At 71.1% G+C, this 21,021-nt stretch carries 18 protein-coding genes; 9 read left to right on the top strand and 9 right to left on the bottom strand.

From position 1 onward, the window contains the following. Positions 1 to 61: 61 nt before the first annotated feature. Positions 62 to 1,648, top strand: a complete 1,587-nt coding sequence (locus tag GA0070612_RS12170) for a DUF6194 family protein (RefSeq protein WP_088988004.1) — start codon at positions 62 to 64, stop codon at positions 1,646 to 1,648. A gap of 40 nt (positions 1,649 to 1,688) precedes the next feature. Here the strand turns inward: GA0070612_RS12170 and GA0070612_RS12165 are convergent, their stop codons facing one another. Beyond that, positions 1,689 to 2,225 (bottom strand): HNH endonuclease, encoded by a 537-nt coding sequence (locus tag GA0070612_RS12165; protein ID WP_088991439.1) that lies wholly within the window; start codon positions 2,223 to 2,225, stop codon positions 1,689 to 1,691. A gap of 382 nt (positions 2,226 to 2,607) precedes the next feature. On the opposite strand from GA0070612_RS12165, the gene GA0070612_RS12160 reads away from it, so the two are divergent. The 3 genes from GA0070612_RS12160 to GA0070612_RS12150 all read left to right on the top strand — a co-directional run bounded on the left by GA0070612_RS12160 (position 2,608) and on the right by GA0070612_RS12150 (position 5,832). After that, positions 2,608 to 3,666 (top strand): mechanosensitive ion channel family protein, encoded by a 1,059-nt coding sequence (locus GA0070612_RS12160; protein WP_088988003.1) that lies wholly within the window; start codon positions 2,608 to 2,610, stop codon positions 3,664 to 3,666. 232 nt (positions 3,667 to 3,898) lie between these two features. Then, the gene (locus GA0070612_RS12155) at positions 3,899 to 5,278 is read left to right on the top strand and encodes an MFS transporter (protein ID WP_088988002.1); all 1,380 of its coding nucleotides are present in this window, start codon (positions 3,899 to 3,901) and stop codon (positions 5,276 to 5,278) included. Between the two features lie 164 nt (positions 5,279 to 5,442). After that, entirely contained in the window at positions 5,443 to 5,832 is a 390-nt protein-coding gene (locus GA0070612_RS12150; protein WP_088991438.1) for a globin, read from the top strand. Between the two features lie 22 nt (positions 5,833 to 5,854). Here the strand turns inward: GA0070612_RS12150 and GA0070612_RS12145 are convergent, their stop codons facing one another. From GA0070612_RS12145 to ettA, 4 genes are all read right to left on the bottom strand, one after another. Further along, on the bottom strand, positions 5,855 to 6,439 hold the full coding sequence (locus GA0070612_RS12145; protein WP_088988001.1) for a type III secretion system chaperone family protein: 585 nt from the start codon (positions 6,437 to 6,439) through the stop codon (positions 5,855 to 5,857). A gap of 131 nt (positions 6,440 to 6,570) precedes the next feature. Then, entirely contained in the window at positions 6,571 to 7,299 is a 729-nt protein-coding gene (locus GA0070612_RS12140; RefSeq protein ID WP_197699358.1) for a hypothetical protein, read from the bottom strand. Next, complete coding sequence (locus tag GA0070612_RS12135; RefSeq protein WP_088988000.1) at positions 7,296 to 7,745, bottom strand: acyl-CoA thioesterase; 450 nt, start codon at positions 7,743 to 7,745, stop codon at positions 7,296 to 7,298. The genes GA0070612_RS12140 and GA0070612_RS12135 overlap by 4 nt, the downstream gene beginning before the upstream one ends. Positions 7,746 to 7,757: 12 nt before the next feature. Continuing rightward, complete coding sequence (gene ettA, locus GA0070612_RS12130; protein ID WP_088991436.1) at positions 7,758 to 9,434, bottom strand: energy-dependent translational throttle protein EttA; 1,677 nt, start codon at positions 9,432 to 9,434, stop codon at positions 7,758 to 7,760. A gap of 209 nt (positions 9,435 to 9,643) precedes the next feature. On the opposite strand from ettA, the gene GA0070612_RS12125 reads away from it, so the two are divergent. The 4 genes from GA0070612_RS12125 to otsB all read left to right on the top strand — a co-directional run bounded on the left by GA0070612_RS12125 (position 9,644) and on the right by otsB (position 14,485). Then, positions 9,644 to 9,949 carry a hypothetical protein gene (locus GA0070612_RS12125; protein WP_088987999.1) on the top strand — a complete coding sequence of 102 codons (306 nt, stop codon included), beginning with the start codon at positions 9,644 to 9,646 and terminating at the stop codon, positions 9,947 to 9,949. Continuing rightward, entirely contained in the window at positions 9,946 to 10,338 is a 393-nt protein-coding gene (locus GA0070612_RS12120) for a hypothetical protein (RefSeq protein ID WP_088987998.1), read from the top strand. Before GA0070612_RS12125 ends, GA0070612_RS12120 begins: the two co-directional genes overlap by 4 nt. 143 nt (positions 10,339 to 10,481) lie before the next feature. Continuing rightward, positions 10,482 to 11,882, top strand: a complete 1,401-nt coding sequence (locus GA0070612_RS12115; RefSeq protein WP_088987997.1) for an alpha,alpha-trehalose-phosphate synthase (UDP-forming) — start codon at positions 10,482 to 10,484, stop codon at positions 11,880 to 11,882. 41 nt (positions 11,883 to 11,923) lie between these two features. Beyond that, positions 11,924 to 14,485: a trehalose-phosphatase gene (gene otsB, locus GA0070612_RS12110; RefSeq protein ID WP_088991435.1), complete on the top strand. Its 2,562-nt coding sequence runs from the start codon at positions 11,924 to 11,926 to the stop codon at positions 14,483 to 14,485. A gap of 127 nt (positions 14,486 to 14,612) precedes the next feature. Here the strand turns inward: otsB and GA0070612_RS12105 are convergent, their stop codons facing one another. From GA0070612_RS12105 to cobC, 4 genes are all read right to left on the bottom strand, one after another. Next, positions 14,613 to 14,804, bottom strand: a complete 192-nt coding sequence (locus GA0070612_RS12105; RefSeq protein WP_088987996.1) for a hypothetical protein — start codon at positions 14,802 to 14,804, stop codon at positions 14,613 to 14,615. A 212-nt stretch (positions 14,805 to 15,016) separates the two neighbouring features. Continuing rightward, a complete protein-coding gene (gene cobA / locus GA0070612_RS12100; protein ID WP_088987995.1) occupies positions 15,017 to 16,483 on the bottom strand; it encodes a uroporphyrinogen-III C-methyltransferase in 1,467 nt (488 codons plus the stop codon). A gap of 40 nt (positions 16,484 to 16,523) precedes the next feature. Further along, positions 16,524 to 17,639 carry a nicotinate-nucleotide--dimethylbenzimidazole phosphoribosyltransferase gene (gene cobT, locus GA0070612_RS12095; RefSeq protein WP_088987994.1) on the bottom strand — a complete coding sequence of 372 codons (1,116 nt, stop codon included), beginning with the start codon at positions 17,637 to 17,639 and terminating at the stop codon, positions 16,524 to 16,526. Further along, positions 17,639 to 18,706 carry an Rv2231c family pyridoxal phosphate-dependent protein CobC gene (cobC, locus tag GA0070612_RS12090; RefSeq protein WP_088987993.1) on the bottom strand — a complete coding sequence of 356 codons (1,068 nt, stop codon included), beginning with the start codon at positions 18,704 to 18,706 and terminating at the stop codon, positions 17,639 to 17,641. Before cobC ends, cobT begins: the two co-directional genes overlap by 1 nt. Before the next feature lie 121 nt (positions 18,707 to 18,827). On the opposite strand from cobC, the gene GA0070612_RS12085 reads away from it, so the two are divergent. Continuing rightward, positions 18,828 to 20,960, top strand: a complete 2,133-nt coding sequence (locus GA0070612_RS12085; protein ID WP_088987992.1) for a transglycosylase domain-containing protein — start codon at positions 18,828 to 18,830, stop codon at positions 20,958 to 20,960. The last annotated feature ends 61 nt before the right edge of the window (positions 20,961 to 21,021 follow it).

Below are 21,021 nucleotides of genomic sequence, written 5' to 3'. Positions count from 1 at the left end.
CCTCCACCGCGCTCCTTCGCTGAAAAGCTTACACGGGTGGTTCAACGATACGGTTGATGCAATGACCACCCTTCTCGACCTGCTCGTCGGGTCACCGTCCCTGCTGGCGCTCGGCGAACCGACGCACGGCGAGTCCGCCTTCCTTCAACTCCGCAACGAGGCCTTCCTGACGCTGGCGGAGCATGGCTACCGGTCGATCGCGCTGGAGAGCGACCGGGCGGCGGGACTGGTCGCGGACGAGTTCGTCCAGGGCGCGGCCGTGCCGCTCGACCGCGCGCTCACCGAGGGTTTCAGCCACGGGTTCGGCAGCGCCCCGGCCAACCGTGACCTGCTGCTGCGCATGCGCGAGTGGAACGCCGGGCGGCCGGACCGCGAGCGCCTGAGGTTCCACGGCTTCGACGCCCCGCTGGAGATCGAGGGCGCCCCGAGTCCGCGGCGCCACCTAACCCGGGTGTGCCACTTCCTCGGCATCGACCGGGAAACGGAGATCGATGCCCTGGTCGGGGACGAGGCGCGGTGGAGCGACACCGCCGCCATCTGGGAGCCGGGCAGGTCGGTCGGGCGCTCGACAGGCGCCCAGCGCCTGCGGGTGATCGCCGACGACCTGCTGACCGAGCTGTACCTCCAGGCGCCCCGGCGAGCCGAGGGCTGGCAGGCGGCGTTCGTCCACGCCACGTCCGCTGTCGCCCTGCTGCGCTACCACGCCGCCGCTGCCGCGCTACTGCCGCCGGAGGAGCGCTTCGCCCGCCTGGCCGGGGTGCGGGACGCGCTGATGGCCGAGAACCTGCTCGCGATCCGGGCGGCCGAGGCAGACCGTGGGCCGACGCTGGCCTTCGCGCACAACACGCACCTCCAGCGTCACGGGAGCACGATGACGATGGGCGGAACGGAGATGTCGTGGGCGGGTGCCGGGGCGATCGTCGCGTCGCTGCTGGGTGACCGGTACACGGTGATCGTCGGCAGCCTCGGCGTGAGCCCCGCGCTCGACATCGCGGCACCCGCCGCGTCGACCTACGAGGGCAGACTCCAACAGACGGTCAGCCGCCCCGGCTATGTCCGAGCCTCCGACATCGGCCCAGCGGAACGGCGGGAGCACGACTACCGGTACTTCCCACTGGATCAGGCCACCGTCGAGAACGCCGACGCCGTTCTGCACATCCCGACCGGCGTCGACCCGACTGTGCTCGCCGCTCGCATCCTCGCGCTCCCCGGCGTCGAGCAGGTGGTGGCGAGCGAGGAGAACGGCTCGCCGGAGGGCGCCTGGGGCGACCGGTTCTTCCACGTCGGCCATGATCGACGTCAGCCGTTCGCCACCATCGTCGAGCACGACGTGCCCGGCTTCGACGAGGCCTCCCAGCTGGACCGACCCGGGGTCTTCCGCCTCAACCTGGACCTGGGCCGAGCCGAGTTCGAGCGGCTGTTCGGCTTTCCGCCCAAGGCGTTCGAGGACCATCGGGACGCATTCGACTTCGCCCGGCTGGACACCCTCCTGCCGCACCCGTGCTATGCCCTGTACGCCTTCGGCAGCGTCGTCATGCCCGGCCCGCAGATGCTGCCCGAGATCGACCGGCTGCTCGCCATCGCGCACGCCCGCGCGACAGAGCGGCACGAGCGCGCGGCACGCCGGACAGCCGACCAGCCGGAGTGAACCGGTGGGTATTCGCTTCGATCCGGGCCGCGACGAGGGATCAGGCGGCGGCTTCGGGCTCGCGCAGGTCGAGCCAGTCGGCCCAGCGGGGGTCGGGGGCGCGGTGCCCGAGGACCCGCCAGGCGGTGCCCTTCGGCGCGGCCGGCGACGCGGGTAACCGCCACCCCATCTCGGCCGGGGTCTTGTCGCCCTTGGTGTGGTTGCAACGGGCGCACGCGGCGACCACGTTCTCCCAGGCGTGCCGGCCACCCCGGCTGCGCGGGAAGACGTGGTCGATGGTCTCGGCCGGACCTCGGCAGTAGGCGCACCGCCACCCGTCCCGGGCGAAGATCGCACGTCGCGACAGCCCGACGTGTGTTCGGTAGGGCACTCGGACGAAGCGCGTCAACCGGACCACCGACGGCACCGGCAGCGCGTCGCGGGCGCTGTGCAGGATGCCGTCGCCGTCGGCGACGCAGACCGCCTTGGCGGAGAGGACGAGGATCGCGGCGCGGCGCACCGACACGACACACAGCGGCTCGTAGGTGGCGTTGAGGACCAACGCGCCGGAGCCCACCGTGGGTCGTATGTCAGGCATCGCGATCACCCTCCCGGTTCAGCGGCTGCTGGAAACCGCCGCCGACCGGGACAGGACACGACGGCCCAACCGGTCGACGTCGGGCCGATCACCGACGTCCGTTGCGCCAATAGTCCCTGATCGGACCCCGGATTGCACGTACTAATCCCGCATGAGGTATGAGGATCATCCGCGTTGAACCCGATCGCCGTGCCGACCTGGGAGAAGTCCGGCGTTGCCGGGCACTGGTCGCGACCGTGGCGAACCTCCGTGGCACCGCACCCACGCGCGGCCGTCACCGACCACTCACCACCTGGCGGAAACCCGGCGTTCGCGACAGCTGCCGCCGTGCCGCGCCGACAGGTCACCCGGCCGGTGGGTCGGCGGCGGACCCTCCGGCCCCTTGCGGTACGAAGACAGGGTGAGTGCCGCCAGCGTGACGCCCCTTGCCCTGTCCACCGCCGAATCGGTGAGCTGCCAGGGCAGCACCTCCTGTGAGTGGATCTACAGCATCACCAGGTCGGCCTGGTTCGCCGAGGGCAGTTACTGGATCCTGCTCAAGCCGCTACGGGTGCTGCTGATCCTGGCGCTGGCGATGGTGGCCCGCTGGGCGGTGCACCGGACGATCAACCGGCTGGTCCGGACGACCACCGACGGCGCGGTGCCGACGATGCTGCGCCCCCTGCGCGAACGGGTGCCCAGCGCGGCGGTCGACCCCGCCGAGTTCGTGCCCGAACGGCGACGGCAGCGGGCCGAGGCGATCGGATCCGTGCTGCGCAGTCTGACCACCGCGTTCGTCTTCGGCATCGCCCTGTTGATGATCCTGCGCGAGTTCAGCTTCGACCTGGCTCCGTTGCTGGCCAGCGCGGGGATCGCCGGCGTGGCACTGGGCTTCGGCGCGCAGAGCCTGGTCAAGGATCTGATCGCCGGCCTCTTCATGCTGATCGAGGACCAGTACGGCGTGGGCGACAACGTCGACCTGGGTGAGGCGATGGGCGTGGTCGAGGCGGTCGGTCTGCGCGTCACCACCGTCCGCGACAGTCGCGGGGTGCTCTGGTACATCCGCAACGGGGAGATCATCCGGGTGGGCAACAAGAGCCAGGGCTGGGCCCTGGTGGTGGTGGACCTGCCGATCGGGTTCAACAGCACCGAGGAGGCCACCGCCGTCCTGCGGACCGCCGCCGCCTCCGTCGCGGTGGACCCGGAGCTCTCGCCGGAGATCGTCGAGGCGCCGGAGGTGCTGGGTGTCGAGCAGGTGACTGTCGACGGGGCGGTGATCCGGACGGTGGTGAAGACGACGGCGGACGGGCAGTTCGCGGTGGGCCGGGAGCTGCGTCGGCGGCTCGCGGAGGCGCTGGAGAACTCGGGGATCACCGCGCAGATCGCCGCCGCCCGCATCTTTCCCGGCCTGCCACCCCGGCCGCTGTCGGACAACGAGACCGGTCAGGGCGGCGCTACCTGACCCAGGCGGCACTGGCCGCCGATGCAGGGGTCGCGAGCCGCCTGGCCCCTCAGGTATCGTCCGTTCGTTCAGTCGGGGAAGCGACGATCGATCCATTCGCCCTAGCTAGTTGTCAGACGATCGGGCAGAATCCGGGGCACGCGTTCCCGCCCGAGTGTGATCACATCCTCGCTGATCCGCAGATCTGACGAGTGCTTCCGGCCGGGCTGCCACGAGCGGCCAACCGGGGCCGATGGAGGCGACGGTGCCCGACGAGCGACCTTCCGCGGAAGGCCCCGCCACATTTCGCGAGGTGTTCGCCCAGCACGAGTTCCGGGCCGTCTTCGTTGCTGGCGCGCTCTCCTGGGTCGGTGACTACGTCGCGAAGGCGGCGGTCACCCTGCTGGTCTACCAGCAGACCCGGTCCGTCGCGCTCTCCGCGACCGCCTTCGCCGTCAGTTTCCTGCCCTGGTTGCTCGGTGGTCCCGTGCTCGCCGCGCTCGCGGAGCGGTACCCATACCGACGGGTGATGGTGACGTGTGACCTCATCCGGATGGCGTTGATGCTGCTCATCGCCATCCCCGCCCTGCCCTACCAGGTGGTGCTGGCGCTGATCTTCGCGGCGACGTTGGCCAATCCGCCGAGCCAGGCGGCGAAGTCCGCCCTGATGCCGCAGATGCTCAGCGGTGACCGGCTGGTGCTCGGGTTGTCCCTCAACAGCAGCATCGGGCAGGCCGCCCAGGTCGTCGGGTACGTGTTCGGCGCCGCCGTCGCCTCGATCGACCCGGAGGTCGCGTTGCTGTTCAACGCGGCGACGTTCGCCCTGTCGGCGCTGCTGGTGCGCCTGGGCGTACGGGACCGGCCGGCGTCCATGGCCCCCGCACACCGCACCCATCTGCTGCGGGAGACCCGCCAGGGTTTCACCATCGTGTTCGGCACTCCGGTGCTGCGGTCGATCGCGGTGCTGGTGTTCAGCGCCATGCTCTTCTCGATCGTTCCCGAGGGCCTCGCCGCGGCCTGGGCCAACGAGGGCGCCAAGGGTGGCCTGAGCACGGGTGCGGCCCAAGCGGTGATCATGGTGGCCAACCCGGTCGGTTTCATCCTCGGCGGGTTGCTGGTGAGCCGGCTCTTCGGGCCGACACGCCGGATGAAGCTGATGCGGCCGCTCGCGGTCTTCGCCCCGCTGGCGCTGGTGCCGGCGTTGTTGAACCCGCCACCGCTGGTGGTGGCGTTGCTGGCCGCCCTCTGCGGCTTCGCGGTCGCCGGCATGCTGCCGATGGCCAACGGGCTGTTCGTCCAGGCACTGCCCAATGGCTTCCGCGCCCGTGCCTTCGGTGTGATGGCCACCGGCGTGCAGGTCATCCAAGGTTTCGCGGTGCTGGTCACCGGGCTGCTCGCCGATCGGTTCCCCATCCCGGTGGTGGTCGGGCTCTGGAGTGCGGCCGGCGTCGTGCTCATGGCGGTGGCCACGCTGAGGTGGCCGGACCGGCAGACCGTGGACGACGCGATCGCCGAGGCGTCGGCGGCCAACACCGAAGCACCGCACAGTACGGGGCGCCCCGGCAAGGGTGGCACGGCCGGCGCTCCCGAGCCGCGTTCCGACGACGGACACCGCCGCCACGCGGTCACCTGATTCGCCGGGCCGACGTCAGCCGGCCGGATCGGCAGTCCCGGGCATCCGGGTCCGTCGACCCGGCGTGATCGGACGCACGCCGTGCGGGTCGGGTCGGCTCGGAGCGCACCTGGCAGGATGGAACGGTGAACCCCGCAGGTGAATCCGACCGTCCCGGTGCGTCGATGACCCTCTTCGAAGCGGTCGGCGGCGAACCCACCTTCCGCAGGCTGGTCGACGAGTTCTACGCCGGTATCGCCACCGATCCCCTGCTGCGGCCCATGTACCCGGAGGAAGACCTGGGGCCGGCCGCGGATCGAATGACCCTGTTCCTGATGCAGTACTGGGGCGGCCCCAACACGTACTCCGCACAGCGCGGCCACCCGCGGTTGCGGATGCGGCACGCGCCCTTCCGGATCGGCGCGGCCGAGCGGGACGCCTGGTTGCGGAACATGCGCCGCGCGGTGGACCGGCTCGACCTGGAGCCGGAGATCGCCGTCACGCTCTGGGACTACCTGGAGCGGGCCGCGTACTTCATGGTCAACGTCGAGGACGACCCGGCCGACGGCCACTGACCTGGCCGGCGCGCCTGCTCCGTCAGAGCAGCGCGCCCTCGTCGTGCAGCCAGTCCACGAAGCTGGTGGCCACCGCCGCGCCGCAGTCGAGCATCTCGACCAACAGCGCGTCGTGGGTGCCGGCACCGAGCGGAACCTGGAGCTCGGCGTAGATCGGCAGCTGCCCCCGCTCGGTCGGGTCGCCGATGTACGCCTTGCAGAACCGGCGGGTGTGGTTCCACTCGTTCACCACCCGGTACGCCCGGTCGGCCCAGTCCGGCGGCACCGTGGCATGCGGACGTGCCCGCATGACCAGGATCTCGTCCTCCGGCCCTTCGAGGGTGACCAGCACGGCGTGCCGCTCCCACATGGCCAGCAGGTTGCCGTCGCCGTCGGCCAGATAGCGCACGTCGAGCAGGTCGAGTGCGTCGCAGACCCGGCGGAGACTCACCGGCTCGACGGTGGCGGGCATCTCGGTCAGTTTGGGCCGCTCGTTGGCCGGGCAGTCGTCGCCCGGTTGGCGAGGGCTGGGCGGCCCGATTCGGACCGCGCTCTCCATCGTGATCCCGCTTCGGGTTTCCGGATCGCCGCCGTCGGCGGGACCGGGGCGCCATGACCACCACGGCATCGCTCGCGCACCTCACTCCCCAGCGGATCCAGCCGCCTACGGTGCGTTGGATCCGAGGATGGACGGTACCCGGACAGCCGAGTTGAGACACCCCCCCAACGACCGCCCCAGTCCAGAAGAATGACCGGGGGTCATCCGTTCGGACGAGTACTCAGGGGTGTTACGGCAAGATCCGTGGCCTTCTGCGACCATGCGGCTCCGTATGGTCCCACCAGGCCGACCCAGCGACCCGCCACCCGCACCTGAACGCTGGGCTCACCGGGGCCGGCGGACGGACCGTCAGCGGCACCGAGGAAGCCCATCCGGACCACCGCCTGCACCAACCGCTGCGACACCTCCACCGGGACGGCGGGCGCATCTTCCGGAGTGACCAGCACCGCCACGTGGTCGAGCAGCGCGTCGCGCAGAGCACGCTGGCCCACCGCGCGGCCCGCGACCCCCTGCTCACTGGCCGTCCGCAGGGTGCCCGCCGCCGCCTGCGCGATCCGGCGCAGCTCGCCGACGGGCAGCACCTCCACCTGCCTGCTCCGCGCCGGGGGCAGCGGCCACCGCCACTGCGCGTCCCGACGCGTCGGCAGGGCCGCGCCACCACGTTCCAATTCGGCCAGCAACTCGGCGGCGGTCACCGTGACGTCCTCGGCCGGCCCGCCGGCCACCGTGCGGACCACCAGGACCTGCCAGGGCAGCCGGGCCCAGAGGGCGACCCGGTCCGGGCCACCGGCCGGCCGCAGCCGGACCGGTGCGAGCGGATCCAGCCGGACCAGACGGGCCAGGAAGGCGCCGGCGTCCGCCACCCCGGCGAGGCCGTGTGTCGGAGTCACCGCCGCCCGCCCCGGCTCCGCCGTGCCCGGCCGGGTCACACCACACCTCCGCCCTGCGGGGCGTACGTGAGCAGGAAGTCCCGCTCCTCCGCAGTGATCCGCCGGGGCACCTGTCGGGTCAGGTCGAACGGCACCAGCACCGAGCGGGCACGGCTGGCCAGCACGTCGCCGTCGTACAACTCGTAGGCGACGGTGAACCGGGAGGCCCGGATCTCCTCCACCCACAACTCGATTCGGACGGTCGGCGCGGCCTCGGCGGTGGCCCGACCCAACGCGTAGTCGACCGGGCGCAGGTAGTCGACCTCGTGCCGGCGGATCACCACCCCGTCGGCGAACGAGCCGACCCCCCAGGCCCGGCCGCCGGCGAACATCAACGCCACCCGCGCCTCCTCGTAGAGGGTGAGGAAGCGCGAGTTGTTGACGTGGCCGTACGCGTCCAGGTCGGACCAGCGCAGGGTGCAGTGGTAGACGAACCGGTCAGACACCGTCTGCGCCGGTCAGTCGCGGGTCAGCTTGCGGTAGGTCACCCGGTGCGGCCGGGCGGCCTCCGCGCCGAGGCGGTCGATCTTGTTCTTCTCGTACGCCTCGAAGTTGCCCTCGAACCAGAACCACTTGGACGGGTTCTGGTCGTCGCCCTCCCAGGCCAGGATGTGCGTGGCGACCCGGTCCAGGAACATCCGGTCGTGGGAGATGACCACGGCGCAGCCGGGGAACTCCAGCAGGGCGTTCTCCAGGCTGGACAGCGTCTCCACGTCCAGGTCGTTGGTCGGCTCGTCGAGCAGGATCACGTTGCCGCCGATCTTCAGGGTCAGCGCCAGGTTGAGCCGGTTGCGCTCACCGCCGGAGAGCACCTTGGTCGGCTTCTGCTGGTCCGGGCCCTTGAAGCCGAACGCGGCGATGTACGCCCGCGACGGCATCTCGACCTTGCCCACCATCAGGTAGTCCAGCCCGTCGGAGACGACCTCCCAGACGGTCTTGTCGCCGTTGAGGCCCTCCCGGTTCTGGTCGACGTACGACAGGGAGACCGTCTCGCCGACCCGGACCGACCCGGCGGTCGGCTCCTCCAGCCCGACGATGGTCTTGAACAGGGTGGTCTTGCCGACGCCGTTCGGGCCGATGATGCCGACGATGCCGTTGCGCGGCAGCGAGAACGACAGATTGTCGATCAGCAGCCGGTCACCGAAGCCCTTGCTGAGCTTGTTCGCCTCGATCACCGTGTTGCCCAGGCGCGGGCCCGGCGGGATCTGGATCTCCTCGAAGTCGAGCTTGCGGGTCTTCTCCGCCTCGGTGGCCATCTCGTCGTACCGGTCCAGGCGGGCCTTCGACTTGGTCTGCCGGGCCTTGGCGTTGGAGCGGACCCACTCCAGCTCCTCGGTGAGGCGCTTCTTCATCTTGGCGTCGCGGCGGCCCTCGACGGCCAGTCGGGCGGCCTTCTTCTCCAGGTAGGTGGAGTAGTTGCCCTCGTACGGGTAGGTCCGGCCACGGTCCAGCTCGAGGATCCAGTTGGCCACGTTGTCGAGGAAGTACCGGTCGTGGGTGATCGCCATGACGGTGCCGGCGTACTTGGCCAGGTGCTGCTCCAACCAGGAGACGCTCTCCGCGTCCAGGTGGTTGGTGGGCTCGTCGAGCAGCAGCAGGTCGGGCGCCTCCAGCAGCAGCTTGCAGAGCGCGACCCGGCGCCGCTCACCACCGGAGAGCTGGGTCACGTCGGCGTCCGGCGGCGGGCAGCGCAGGGCGTCCATGGCCAGTTCGAGCTTGGAGTCGATGTCCCAGGCGTCGAGGTGGTCGAGCTCCTCCTGGAGCTTGCCCATCTCCTCCATCAGCTCGTCGGAGTAGTCGGTCGCCATCTGCTCGGCGATCTTGTTGAACCGCTCCAGCTTGGCCTTGGTCTCGGCGACCGCCTCCTCGACGTTGCCGAGAACGGTCTTGGCCTCGTTGAGCGGGGGCTCCTGGGCGAGCATGCCGACGGTGTAGCCGGGCATGAGCCGGGCCTCTCCGTTGCTCGGCTTGTCCAACCCTGCCATGATCTTGAGAAGGCTGGACTTACCGGCGCCGTTCGGACCGAGCACACCGATCTTGGCCCCCGGCAGGAAGCTCAACGTCACGTTGTCGAGCACGACCTTGTCGCCGTGCGCCTTGCGCGCCTTTTCCAGGACGTAGATGTACTGGGCCACGGTGCGGGCTACCTCCGTCGGTTGCTGTCGCTGATCGGCGGCGCGGCGCGGGCTGCGAGGACCGCCCGCCGCCGCCGGCCGGGAGCCGGCCGCGCGCACGCCATCGTCAATCCTGACAGGTACGGCGCGCTTCGCCCACATCACCCCGCCACAGGAGTACGCCGGCAAGCCGCGTTGCCGAGGCCGGTATGACTCGCTAGCGTTTTCGTATGACCAAGAAGATCGCTGTCAGCCTGCCGGACGACGTCGCCGACCGCCTGTCGCTGGAGCCGAACGTCTCCGCATTCGTGGCGCGGGCGGTGCGGCGCCAGATGGCGGGCGAGAAGACACGGGAGATGCTCGCCAGCGCGGGCTTCGTGATCACCGATGAGGACATCGCTGAGGCCCACGCGGAGATGGAGCAACTCAGGGCCCGGATCACTCCGGAGCTGCGTGAGCAGGCCGCCCGGTTGCAGGCCGAGGTGCTGGCGGCACGCGCCGGTGCACGCGTCACACGCGCCACGGTGCTCGGGTGATCCCCTTCGGCCTGGCGCTGGACACTGCTGCACTGCTGTCCTACGCCTCCGGCACCAAGAATGTCGGCAAAAGAATCGCCGAGGCCGCCGACTACGGCCAAGAGGTGCTCGTGCCCGCCTTGTGTCTCGCGCACGCACACGAGCGCGTCGCACCCGCTCAGTGGGAGATGCTCGAACTGCTCGTCGCACTGCCGCACGTGCGGGTCACCTCCGTCGAGGCGAACATCTGCGGCTACCTTGGGGGCTGGTCACGCCGCATGGAGGGTCGGATGGACCTGGCCCAGCTCGCCGTCGACGCCGCAGCCCACCCTCTCGTACCGATCATGACGGATCGGCGGGAGCTGCTGGGCGAGGTGCTGCCCAAGGAATGGCCGATCATCGACCTCTGACCAGCACGGCTGTCGAGAAGATCACCTTCGGGGTTCGGTCCGGCCGAGGCGGGTAGGAGACTCCGGCACTAGGCACAAGACGCCGCAGCTACGCTCAGTACGCTCATCGCGGTGGACCCGTCAGTACCTGGAGGTGGCCGATCGTGACCGTCCGTAGCTCCTTTGTCGTAGTGGCGAACCGTCTGCCGGTCGACGAGGTGAGCACACCCGAGGGACGGCAGTGGCGGCGTAGCCCTGGTGGGCTGGTCACCGCCCTGCATCCCGTACTCGCCGAGCACCAGGGCACCTGGGTCGGCTGGGCCGGCGGCACCGGCCCGGCTCCCGACCCGTTCGACCTGGAGGGGATCCGGCTGCACCCGGTTCCGCTCAGCGCGGAGGAGCTGGAGCGCTACTACGAGGGCCAGTCCAACGCGACGATCTGGCCGCTCTACCACGACGCGGTGGAGACACCGGCCTACAAGCGCCGTTGGCGGGAGGCGTACCGCCTGGTCAACGCCCGCTTCGCGGAGGCCGCGGCGGACGTCGCGGCCGAGGGCGCGACGGTCTGGGTGCAGGACTACCAGCTGCAACTGGTCCCGGCGATGCTGCGTGAGCTGCGTCCGGACCTGCGGATCGGGTTCTTCCTGCACATCCCGTTCCCGCCGATCGAGCTGTTCATGCAGATGCCGTTCCGCACCGAGATCCTGCGCGGTCTGCTCGGCGCCGACCTGGTCGGCTTTCAGCAGCGGTTGGCCGCGCAGAACTTCGTCCGGCTGGCCCGGCATCTGCTCGGGCTGCGCTACGAGGGGCAGATGATCCAGGTCGACGGTCGGCAGGTGAAGGCCGGTGCCTTCCCCATCTCGATCGACACCCAGGAGATGGAGCGGATGGCCGCCGACCCGGCCATCCAGGCGCGGGCCAAGCAGATCCGCGCCGAGCTGGGCGACCCGAAGACGATCATCCTCGGGGTGGACCGACTGGATTACACCAAGGGCATCGAGTTGCGACTCAAGGCCTTCCGCGAGTTGCTGGCTGACGGAAAGCTGACAGTCCCCGACGCGGTCATGGTGCAGGTGGCCACCCCCAGCCGTGAGCGCGTGGAGCACTACCAGGCACTTCGCGTCAAGGTGGAGCGCGAGGTTGGTCGGATTAATGGCGAATTCGGCAGGGTCGGCGTGCCGGCGGTGCATTATCTGCATCAGTCGTACAGTCGCAGTGAACTGGCCGCGATGTATGTTGCCGCCGACGTCATGATGGTGACCCCGCTGCGAGACGGGATGAACCTGGTGGCGAAGGAATACGTAGCATCACGTGCCGACCAAGGTGGCGCGCTCGTGCTCAGTGAGTTCGCCGGTGCCGCCACCGAGCTTCGCCAGGCATTTTTGTGCAACCCGCACGACCCGGACGCGGTCAAAGACGCCCTGCTCCGGGCAGTGCACGTGGAGAAAACCGAGGCACGCCGCCGGATGCGGACAATGCAACGTCACCTGCGTACCCACGACGTGGGCCACTGGGCCAAGTCCTTCCTCTCCGAGCTTGGAGTTCCGGAGGCGGAGGCCGAGTGAACACGACCGTCAACGATGGGGCGGCCACCGCCACCGGGGTGATGGACCCCGAGCTGCGCGCCGCCATCGGCCGGATCGCCCGGGTCCCCCAACTCCTGGTCGCCTGCGACTACGACGGCACACTCGCGCCGATCGTGGAGGACCCGAGCACCGCCGTCCCCCTGCCCGAGGCGGTCGCCGCCGTCCGCGCGCTGGCGGCGCTGCCGCAGACCACCGTGGCGGTGGTCTCCGGCCGGGCGCTGCGCGACCTGGCCGCGCTCTCCCGGCTGCCCAGCGAGGTGCACCTCGTCGGCAGCCACGGCTCCGAGTTCGACATCGGCTTCGTCGAGCGGCTCTCCCCCGAGCTCGTCGCGGTCCGCACCCGCGTGCGCAACGCGCTGCGCGACATCGCCGCCGACCACCCGGGCATCCGGCTGGAACGCAAGCCGGCGAGCGTCGCGATGCACACCCGCGGGATCGACCCGGAGGTGGCCGCCGCCGCCATCGAGGCCGTCCGCAACGGCCCGGCCACCTTCGACGGTGTCACGGTGACCCAGGGCAAGGAGGTCATCGAGCTCTCCGTCGTGGCCACCCACAAGGGCACCGCCGTCGACCAGCTGCGCACCCAGCTCGCCGCCAGCGCGGTGCTCTTCATCGGTGACGACATCACCGACGAGAACGCGTTCGGCCACCTGCACGGCCCCGACCTCGGCATCAAGATCGGCCCCGGGGACACCCAGGCCGGCTACCGGGTCGCCGACCCGCTGGAGGCCGCGCGCGCGTTGGCGTTGCTGTTGGAGACCCGACGGCACTGGCTGTTCGGGGAGCGGGCGGTGCCGATCGAACGGCACTCCATGCTGTCCAACGGTCGTACCGTCGCTCTGCTCACCCCCGAGGCCAAGGTGAGCTGGCTCTGCCACCCCAAGCCGGACTCGGCGGCGATCTTCGCCGACCTGGTCGGCGGCAGCCCGGCCGGTCACTTCAGCATCGCCCCGGAACGCGGCGGCATCCCGCTGGGCCAGCGCTACCGCTCCGGCACGATGACGGTGGAGACCCGGTGGTCCGGGCTCACCGTCACCGACTGGCTGGACAAGCCGGCCCGGGAGACCACCCCGGACGGCCCGAACGTGGTCACCGGCGACTCGACACTGGTCCGGGTGCTCACCGGCAGCGGCAAGGCCCTGGTCGAGTTCGCGCCCCGGCCCGAGTTCGGCCAGGTCGCCGTGCAGTTGCAGCCGCTCGGCGACGGCCTGCTGGTGCTCGGCTCCAACGAACCGGTCGCGCTCTACGCTCCCGGCCTGCAGTGGGAGGTCCGCAACGACGGTGGGTACGAGACCGCCAAGGCGGTCGTCGACCTCTCCGCCGCCGGCGGGCAGGTCGTGCTGGAGCTGCGCTTCGGCACGCACAGCCTGGAGCACCACCGGGTGCCGATCCACGAGCGGCAGGCCGCCGCCGAACAGCCCTGGAAGGACTGGGTGGCCTCGCTGCGGCTGCCGTCCACCTCCCGCGACCTGGTCGCGCGCAGCGCCCTCACCCTGCGCGGGCTGTGCCACGAAGCCACCGGCTCCATCCTGGCCGCGGCGACCACCTCGCTCCCCGAGGAGCTGGGTGGCGTCCGCAACTGGGACTACCGCTACTGCTGGCTGCGCGACGCCGCGCTGACCGCCCGGTCGCTCGTCGACCTGGGCTCCATCGAGGAGGCCGAGGCGTTCCTGCGCTGGGTGGACGGCTGCATCGAGCGCACCGGCGGTCACCCCGAACGGCTGCACCCGCTCTACACCATCGACGGGTACGAGCTGGGTGCCGAAGCGGTCATCGACACGCTGCCCGGGTACGCCGGCTCCCGGCCCGTCCGGGTCGGCAACCTCGCCAACCACCAACTCCAACTGGACGTCTTCGGCCCGATCGCCGACCTGATCGCGGCCGTCGCCGACGCTCGCGGCTCGGTACGCGACGACGAGTGGCGCGTCCTGGAGAACATGGTCGAGGCGGTCCGTCGGCGTTGGCACGAACCCGACCACGGCATCTGGGAGGCCCGACTGCCTCCCCGGCACCACGTCTTCTCCAAGGTGATGTGCTGGATGACGGTCGACCGCGCGCTGCACGTGATGCGCCAGCACGGCGGCGAGGACCGTCCCGAGTGGAAGGACCTGCGCGACCGGATCGGCGCCAACGTGCTGGAGCACGGCTGGCACTCCGACGTCGAGGCGTACAGCGTCGCGTACGGGGACGAGGACATGGACGCCTCGTCGCTCTGGATCGGGCTCTCCGGCCTGCTCCCGGGTGACGACCCGCGCTTCCTGTCCACGGTCCTACGGATCGAGGCGGACCTGCGCAGCGGCCCGGTCGTCTACCGCTACCACTGGGACGACGGCCTGCCCGGCCGCGAGGGCGGCTTCCACATCTGCACGGCGTGGCTGATCGAGGCGTACCTGCGCACCGGCCGCCGCACCGACGCCGAGGAGCTGTTCGCGCAGATGGTGCTCACCGCCGGCCCGACCGGGCTGCTCCCCGAGCAGTACGACCCGCTCGCCGAGCGCGGCCTGGGCAACCACCCGCAGGCGTACAGCCACCTCGGTCTGATCCGCTGTGCCCTGCTGCTGGACAACATGCTCAAGCAGTAGTTCGCCATGACAGAGGGGCTGGAGCGCGAGCGCTCCAGCCCCTCTGTCATGTCCCGTCGCACACCCGATGATCAAGTGATGAGAAGTAGCTCAGGATCTGCCCAGGTAACTACTTTTCATCACTTGATCATGGGGGACGCGGGCCCTCGTCGAGGGTGTGCAGCATGTCGAACAGAGCCTGACCGAGCGGATCACTGGACCAAAAAACCCACTTGGCCTGCAAAAACGTGCGATCCGTGAACAGGCCCATCGACCTGCCCGACTCGTACTGGGCGCCGTCCACGTCCGTCCACTCGGTGAGAGCATCCGCGAGGCCCATGACCGCAGATCCTCGCACGCGAACACGGCCATGTCCGAGGTGGCGAAATGCGTAGTGGGTGCCGCAACCCAGGCCGGCTTCTCCGCCATGGCCGGCAATCTTGGACAGTTTCCGTTCGCGCGGAACGGAAACTGTCCAAGATCTCCACTGCTGGCTCGCCCACGGCGTTGTCGGCGCGGGTCAGGCCGGCGGCCGTACCAACGCCGCCGCTGTCAGCCGTCGAGGGCGTGCACCACGTCGCCCACCACGACGACAGCGGGCGGTCGGAGACCAGCCGCGAGCACGTCGGCGGCGACCGCAGCCAACGTGGACCGCAGCACCCGCTGGGTGCCCGTCGTGGCCTCCTGCACCACGGCCGCTGGCGTCTCCGGCGACCGGCCGTGGGCGATCAGGGTGGCCGTGATCGCGGCGAGGTTCTTCAGCCCCATCAGGATCACCAGCGTGCCGCGTAGACCGGCCAGGGCGTCCCAGCGCACCAGCGAGGCCGGCGCGTCGGGTGCCAGGTGCCCGGAGACCACTGTGAACTCGTGCGCCACCCCGCGATGGGTGACCGGGATCCCGGCCGCTGCGGGGGCGGCGATCGAGCTGGTCACACCGGGGACCACTGTCACCGGCACACCGGCCGCCGCGCAGGCCAACAGCTCCTCACCGCCGCGACCGAAGACGTACGGGTCGCCGCCCTTGAGCCGCACCACGGAGGCGCCCGCCAGGGCCCGGTCGACCAGGATCTGGTTGATCTCCTCCTGCGCCCGGGACGGCCCATAGGGAATCTTCGAGGCATCCACCAGCTCGACGTCGGGGCGCAACTCGTCCAGCAGCAGGCCGGGCACCAGCCGGTCGGCGACCACCACGTCGGCCTCGGTGAGCAGCCGCCAGCCCCGAACGGTGATCAACTCTGGATCACCCGGCCCCGACCCGACCAGCGCCACCCGCCCGATCCGCCCACCAGAGGTAACGGTCGTCGCCGAGGCGTCCGTGTCGCCGGTCGTCGCCTCCGTGCCGGACCCGTCGGGCGTCCGGCCAGTGCCGGGCTCGTCCGGCGTCCGGACGGCACCAGGCCCGACAGACGTCAGGACGGCACCAGGCCCGACAGACGTCCGGCCGGCACCAGGCCCGACAGACGTCCGGCCGGCACCAGGCCCGTCCGGCGTCAGGATGGTGCCCGGTCCGTCGGGCGTCGAGGCAGCGGCCCTGTCGGGCGTCGGGGTGGCGGCGGCGGGTGTCAGGCGGGAGGCGAGCAGGTCGCGGATAGCGTCCCGGACGGTCATCGCCCGTCGGGGGTCTCCCCCGCCGAGCACCGCCACCGTGACCGGGCCGTGCCGGGTCACCGCCGGGGTCCAGGCGGTGGCGGCCGACCGGTCGTCGGCCCGGACGCAGAAGATCCGCCGCTCGGCGGCGAGGGCGCTCACCGAGGCCGCCGCGATCGGATCGTCGATGGCGACCTGGACCAGCCAGGCACCGTCCAGGTCCTCGGGCGCGAACCGGCGCGGCACCCAGTGCAGCCGACCCGCGTCGACCCGGGCGCGCAGCGCCGGGGTCAGCTCCGGGGCCACCAGCAGGACGTCGGCACCGGCGTCCAGCAGCGCGGGTACGCGCCGGGTGGCGACCGCGCCACCACCCACCACGACCACCCGCCGCCCGTCGAGCCGCAGACCGAGGGGGTACGGGTTGGACGTCACGCCGCACCGCCGAGGCGGACGGCTCGGTCGCTGCGCGTCGTCACTTCTCGGCCACACCGGCGGAGTCGAAGGTGGCGACCTCGTGCAGCACCCGGACGGCACCGGTGACCACCGGCAGCGCCAGTAGCGCTCCGGTGCCCTCGCCGAGGCGCAGCCCCAGGTCGACGAGCGGTTCGAGGCCCAGGTGCCGCAGTGCGACTGTCGCACCCGGCTCGGCCGACCGGTGGCCGGCGACCATGGCGCCGACCGCGTCCGGGGCGAACGCGGCGGCGGCCAGCGCGGCGGACACGGCGATCACGCCGTCCAACAGCACCGGGGTACGGCGGGCCGCCGCACCCAGGATCAGCCCGGCCAGGGCGGCGTGCTCCAGGCCCCCGACGGCGGCCAGCACACCGAGCGGGTCCGTCGGGTCGGGTGCGTGTCGGGCCAATGCCGCGCGCACCACTCCCACCTTGTGGGCGTACGTCGGGTCGTCGACCCCGGTGCCCCGGCCGGTGGCGTCCAGCGCGTCGACACCGGTGAACGCGGCGATCAGGGCGGCGGCCGGGGTGGTGTTGCCGATCCCCATGTCACCGGTGAGCAGGATCCGGGCACCCGCGTCGATCAGCTCGTCCGCGACCCGGATGCCGGTCTGTACCGCCGCCAGCGCCTCGTCCCGGGTCAGCGCCGCGGTCACCGCGAGGTCGCGGGTGCCCCGGCGGACCGACGCGACGACCAATCGGGGCACGGCCGGGTCCAGCACAGCCTGAGCGGGCGCAGCGGCATCCGGCACGGCCGAAGCCGGCACCGGTCCGGCGGACAGCGGGGTGGCCACCCCGACGTCGACCACTGTGACCGACGCGCCGGCCTGCCGGGCGAACGCGTTGACCACCGCGCCGCCGGCCAGGAAGTTGCCGATCATCTGCGCGGTGACCTCCTGCGGCCACGGGCTGACCCCCTGGGCGTGCACCCCGTGGTCACCGGCGAAGATCGCCACCGCGGCCGGCTCGGGCAGCGGCGGTGGGCAGGCTCCGGCCAGGCCGGCGAGGCGTACCGAGAGGTCCTCCAACGCCCCCAGCGAGCCCGCCGGTTTGGTGAGCCGGCCGTGCAGCTCACGGGCGGCGGCCATGGCCGTCTCGTCAGCCGGGCGGATCGCCGCGATCGTGGTCTCCAACATCATGCCTCCATGATCTCGCGCAGCACCGTGAGGAAAGCGTCGGTGGTGTTACGGTCGCGTACCGCCACCCGCAGCCAGTCCGGCCCGAGACCGGGGAACGTGTCACCCCGGCGGACCGCCCAGCCGCGCTCGCGCAGGGCGACTCGGATCGCGCTCGCGCCCGGCAGGTGCAGCAGGACGAACGCGCTGGCGGGACGGCCGACGACGCGTACACCAGGCAGGTCTTGCAGGCGGGCGACCAGGTGGTCGCGGTCGGCGGCGAGGTCGGCGGCGATCGCGCGTTCGGCCTGGACCGCGACGGTGGTGGCGCAGGCCGACGCGGCGGCCAACGCCGGTGTGGAGACGGCCCAGAGCGGTTGGACGGCGGCCAGTCGGGTCAGCAGCTCCGGAGCGCCGAGCAGGTAGCCGATCCGGAGACCGGCCAGGCCCCACGTCTTGGTGAGGCTGCGCAGCACGAGCAGCCCCGGCAGGTCGCGCCGCTCGGCCAACGACTCCGGTTCGCCCGGGTGCCCGGGTGCGATCGTGGTGTCGGCGAACGCCTCGTCGACCACCAGCACCCGGCCGGGCCGGGTCAGCGCGGCCAGGGTCCGCGCGGGATGCAGCACCGAGGTCGGGTTCGTCGGGTTGCCGATCATCACCAGGTCCGCGTCGGCGGGCACCCGGGACGGGTCGAGCCGGAAGTCGTCGGCGGGGTCCAGCAGGACGCGCTCGACCGGGTGCCCGGCGGCCCGTAGTGCCGCCTCCGGTTCGGTGAACTGGGGGTGCACCACCACCGGCCGGCGCACGCCGCGAAGTGCCTGCGCGATCAACACGAAGCCCTCGGCGGCACCGGCGGTGAGCAGCACCTCGTTCGGGTGACGGCGGTGTCGGGCGGCGACCGCGGCCCGGGCCGGCGCCGGGTCCGGGTAGTGGGCCAGGTCGGACAGGGTGGCGGCGATCGGGTCGGACAGCCAGGCGGGCGGACGTGCCTGGCGGACGTTGACGGCGAGGTCGATCAGGCCGTCGCCGACCTCGACGTCACCGTGGTGCGCCAGGTCGGGCTCGGAGGCGGCGATCGGCTCGGGCATGACCGCGATCCTTCCGGGAAGGCGGCCGGTGGGACAGACGATCTCGGCGTAAGCCACGTCACCACTCGTCGGTTTATGAGTTCTTCTCAGGTACGAATCGGAAATGTCATAACTTGGCCATGTGAGTAACCGACCCCTTACTGCCGCTGGTCGACTCGTCCCTCTCCTGCGCGCCGGACTGATCGCCGGAATCGTGATCGCCGCCGCCGCGTACCCACTGGTCGCCCTCACCGGGCTCGGCGCGAAGGCCACCGCGCACGCCGTGGAGCAGAAGACCAAGATCCTGACCACCGCCCTGCCCGCCGAGACCTCCTACGTCTACGCGCCGGACGGCAAGACCGTGCTGACCATGTTCTACGAGGAGTACCGGCAGTACACCAAGCTGTCGGACATGTCGCCGAACATCCTCCAGGCGATCGTCGCCGCCGAGGACAACCGCTTCTACCAGCACCACGGCGTCGACCCCAAGGGCGTCGCCCGCGCCTTCGTGGCGAACGCCCGGTCCAGCGGCGTCTCCCAGGGCGCGTCGACCCTGACCATGCAGTACGTCCGGATGGCCCTGCGCGACAGCGCGACCACCCCCAAGGAGGTCCAGGAGGCCACCCAGCAGACCAGCCTGCGCAAGGTCAAGGAGATGCGGATGGCGCTGGACCTGGAGAAGGAGATGAGCAAGGACCAGATCCTGGAGCGCTACCTGAACTCGGCGTACTTCGGGCACCGGGCGTACGGCATCTACGCCGCCAGCGAGATCTTCTTCTCCAAGACCCCGAAGAACCTCACCCCGGTCGAGGCCGCCACCCTCGCCGGCCTGGTCAAGTCCCCGTCCGAGTACGACCCGGCCGACTCCGACCAGAAGGAGGCCACCGGGCGACGCAACTACGTGCTGGACAAGATGAGCCAACTCGGGTACCTCTCCCCCGACTCGGCCGCCGCCGCCAAGTCCGAACCCATCCGGCTGAAGCTGACGACCCCGCCGCACGACTGCGCGGCCGTGTCGGAGAAGTACAACAGCTGGGGCTTCGCCTGCGACTACCTGAAGAACTGGTGGAGCGCGCAGCCCGCGTTCGGGGCGAACCGGCTGGAACGGATGGACAAGCTACGTCGGGGTGGCTACCGGATCGTGCTCAGCCTCGACCCGAAGATCCAGGCGGCGGCGGAGAAGAACGTCGGCGCCAAGGAGGCCACCGGCAGCCCGTTCGCCAACGGGATCGTGGTCTCCGAGCCGGGCACCGGGCGGGTCAAGGCGATGGCGGTGAACCGGACGTACTCACTGGACCTGGCCGAGAACCCACCCAGCTCCAACCCCGAGGCCGGGCCCAAGGTGAAGGCCAACTACCCGAACACGGTGGCCCCGCTGCTCGGCGGCGGTGACCTGGCGGGCTACCAGGCAGGCTCGACGTTCAAGATGTTCCCGATGCTCGCCGCGCTCGACGCCGGAATGCCGCTGTCGACCACGTTCAACGCCCCGCACCGCTACCGGTCCGAGGTCTACGACGGGTGGTCGCCGTCGAACGCCAGTGGCGCGATGAGCGGCCAGCAGACCATGTGGTCCGGCTTCGGCAAGTCGGTCAACACGTACTTCGTGTGGCTGGAGGAGAAGGTCGGCGCGGACCGGGCGGTCCGGTTGGCCGAGCAGCTCGGGCTGCGCTGGCGTACCGACGTGGACCGGGACCACGCGTCCCCGGACAAGGCGAAGAAGTGGGGCGCGTTCACCCTGGGCGTCTCCGACGCCACACCGCTGGAGATGGCGAACGCGTACGCCGCCATCGCGGCCGACGGCAGATACTGCGAGGCCATCCCCGTCTCGGCGATCATGAACCGGGACGGCACACCGGCCACGTACGCCACACCCGGCGGCATCCACCGGGAGGTGGCCAAGCCACGCTGCCGGCAGGTGGTCAGCGCGGACGCCGCCCGGGCGGCCACCGACGCGGCCCGCTGCCCCACCGGGGACACCCCGGCGCGCGGAAGCTGCGGCGGCTGGTCCACCGCCGACAGCGTCCGGGGCACCGTCGGACGCCCGGTGGCCGGCAAGACCGGTACCACGGACAGCACCCGGTCCGCCTGGTTCGTCGGCTACACCCCGGAGTTGGCGGCGGCGAGCTTCATCTCCGACCCGGACAACCCGTTCAACGCGGTCGGTGACGGTCAGTCCCAGATCCCCATCGCGGCGGTCGCCGAGACCCTGCGCGACGGCCTGAAGGGCACACCGACCCGTCAGTTCACCCCACCATCGGACGCGATCGTCGGCTGACCCCGCGCGGGCCGGCGCAGGTCGGCTCAGCCCGGCGCAGGTCGGCTCAACCCGGCGCAGG

Source organism: Micromonospora chokoriensis (genome assembly GCF_900091505.1).
Classification (GTDB): Bacteria; Actinomycetota; Actinomycetes; order Mycobacteriales; family Micromonosporaceae; genus Micromonospora; species Micromonospora chokoriensis.
The sequence above is the reverse complement of the archived record's forward strand: the minus strand, read 5'-3'. Positions and strand labels throughout refer to the sequence as shown.

What these genes read in the sequence shown, in the direction of transcription:
- GA0070612_RS12155 (WP_088988002.1), top strand. Translation starts at nt 3,899, where the DNA reads ATGGAGGCGACGGTGCCCGACGAGCGACCTTCCGCGGAAGGCCCCGCC.
- otsB (WP_088991435.1), top strand. Translation starts at nt 11,924, where the DNA reads ATGGACCCCGAGCTGCGCGCCGCCATCGGCCGGATCGCCCGGGTCCCC.
- GA0070612_RS12145 (WP_088988001.1), bottom strand. Translation starts at nt 6,439, where the DNA reads ATGCCGTGGTGGTCATGGCGCCCCGGTCCCGCCGACGGCGGCGATCCG.
- cobC (WP_088987993.1), bottom strand. Translation starts at nt 18,706, where the DNA reads ATGCCCGAGCCGATCGCCGCCTCCGAGCCCGACCTGGCGCACCACGGT.
- cobT (WP_088987994.1), bottom strand. Translation starts at nt 17,639, where the DNA reads ATGTTGGAGACCACGATCGCGGCGATCCGCCCGGCTGACGAGACGGCC.
- GA0070612_RS12150 (WP_088991438.1), top strand. Translation starts at nt 5,443, where the DNA reads ATGACCCTCTTCGAAGCGGTCGGCGGCGAACCCACCTTCCGCAGGCTG.
- GA0070612_RS12165 (WP_088991439.1), bottom strand. Translation starts at nt 2,225, where the DNA reads ATGCCTGACATACGACCCACGGTGGGCTCCGGCGCGTTGGTCCTCAAC.
- GA0070612_RS12105 (WP_088987996.1), bottom strand. Translation starts at nt 14,804, where the DNA reads ATGGGCCTCGCGGATGCTCTCACCGAGTGGACGGACGTGGACGGCGCC.
- GA0070612_RS12170 (WP_088988004.1), top strand. Translation starts at nt 62, where the DNA reads ATGACCACCCTTCTCGACCTGCTCGTCGGGTCACCGTCCCTGCTGGCG.
- GA0070612_RS12125 (WP_088987999.1), top strand. Translation starts at nt 9,644, where the DNA reads ATGACCAAGAAGATCGCTGTCAGCCTGCCGGACGACGTCGCCGACCGC.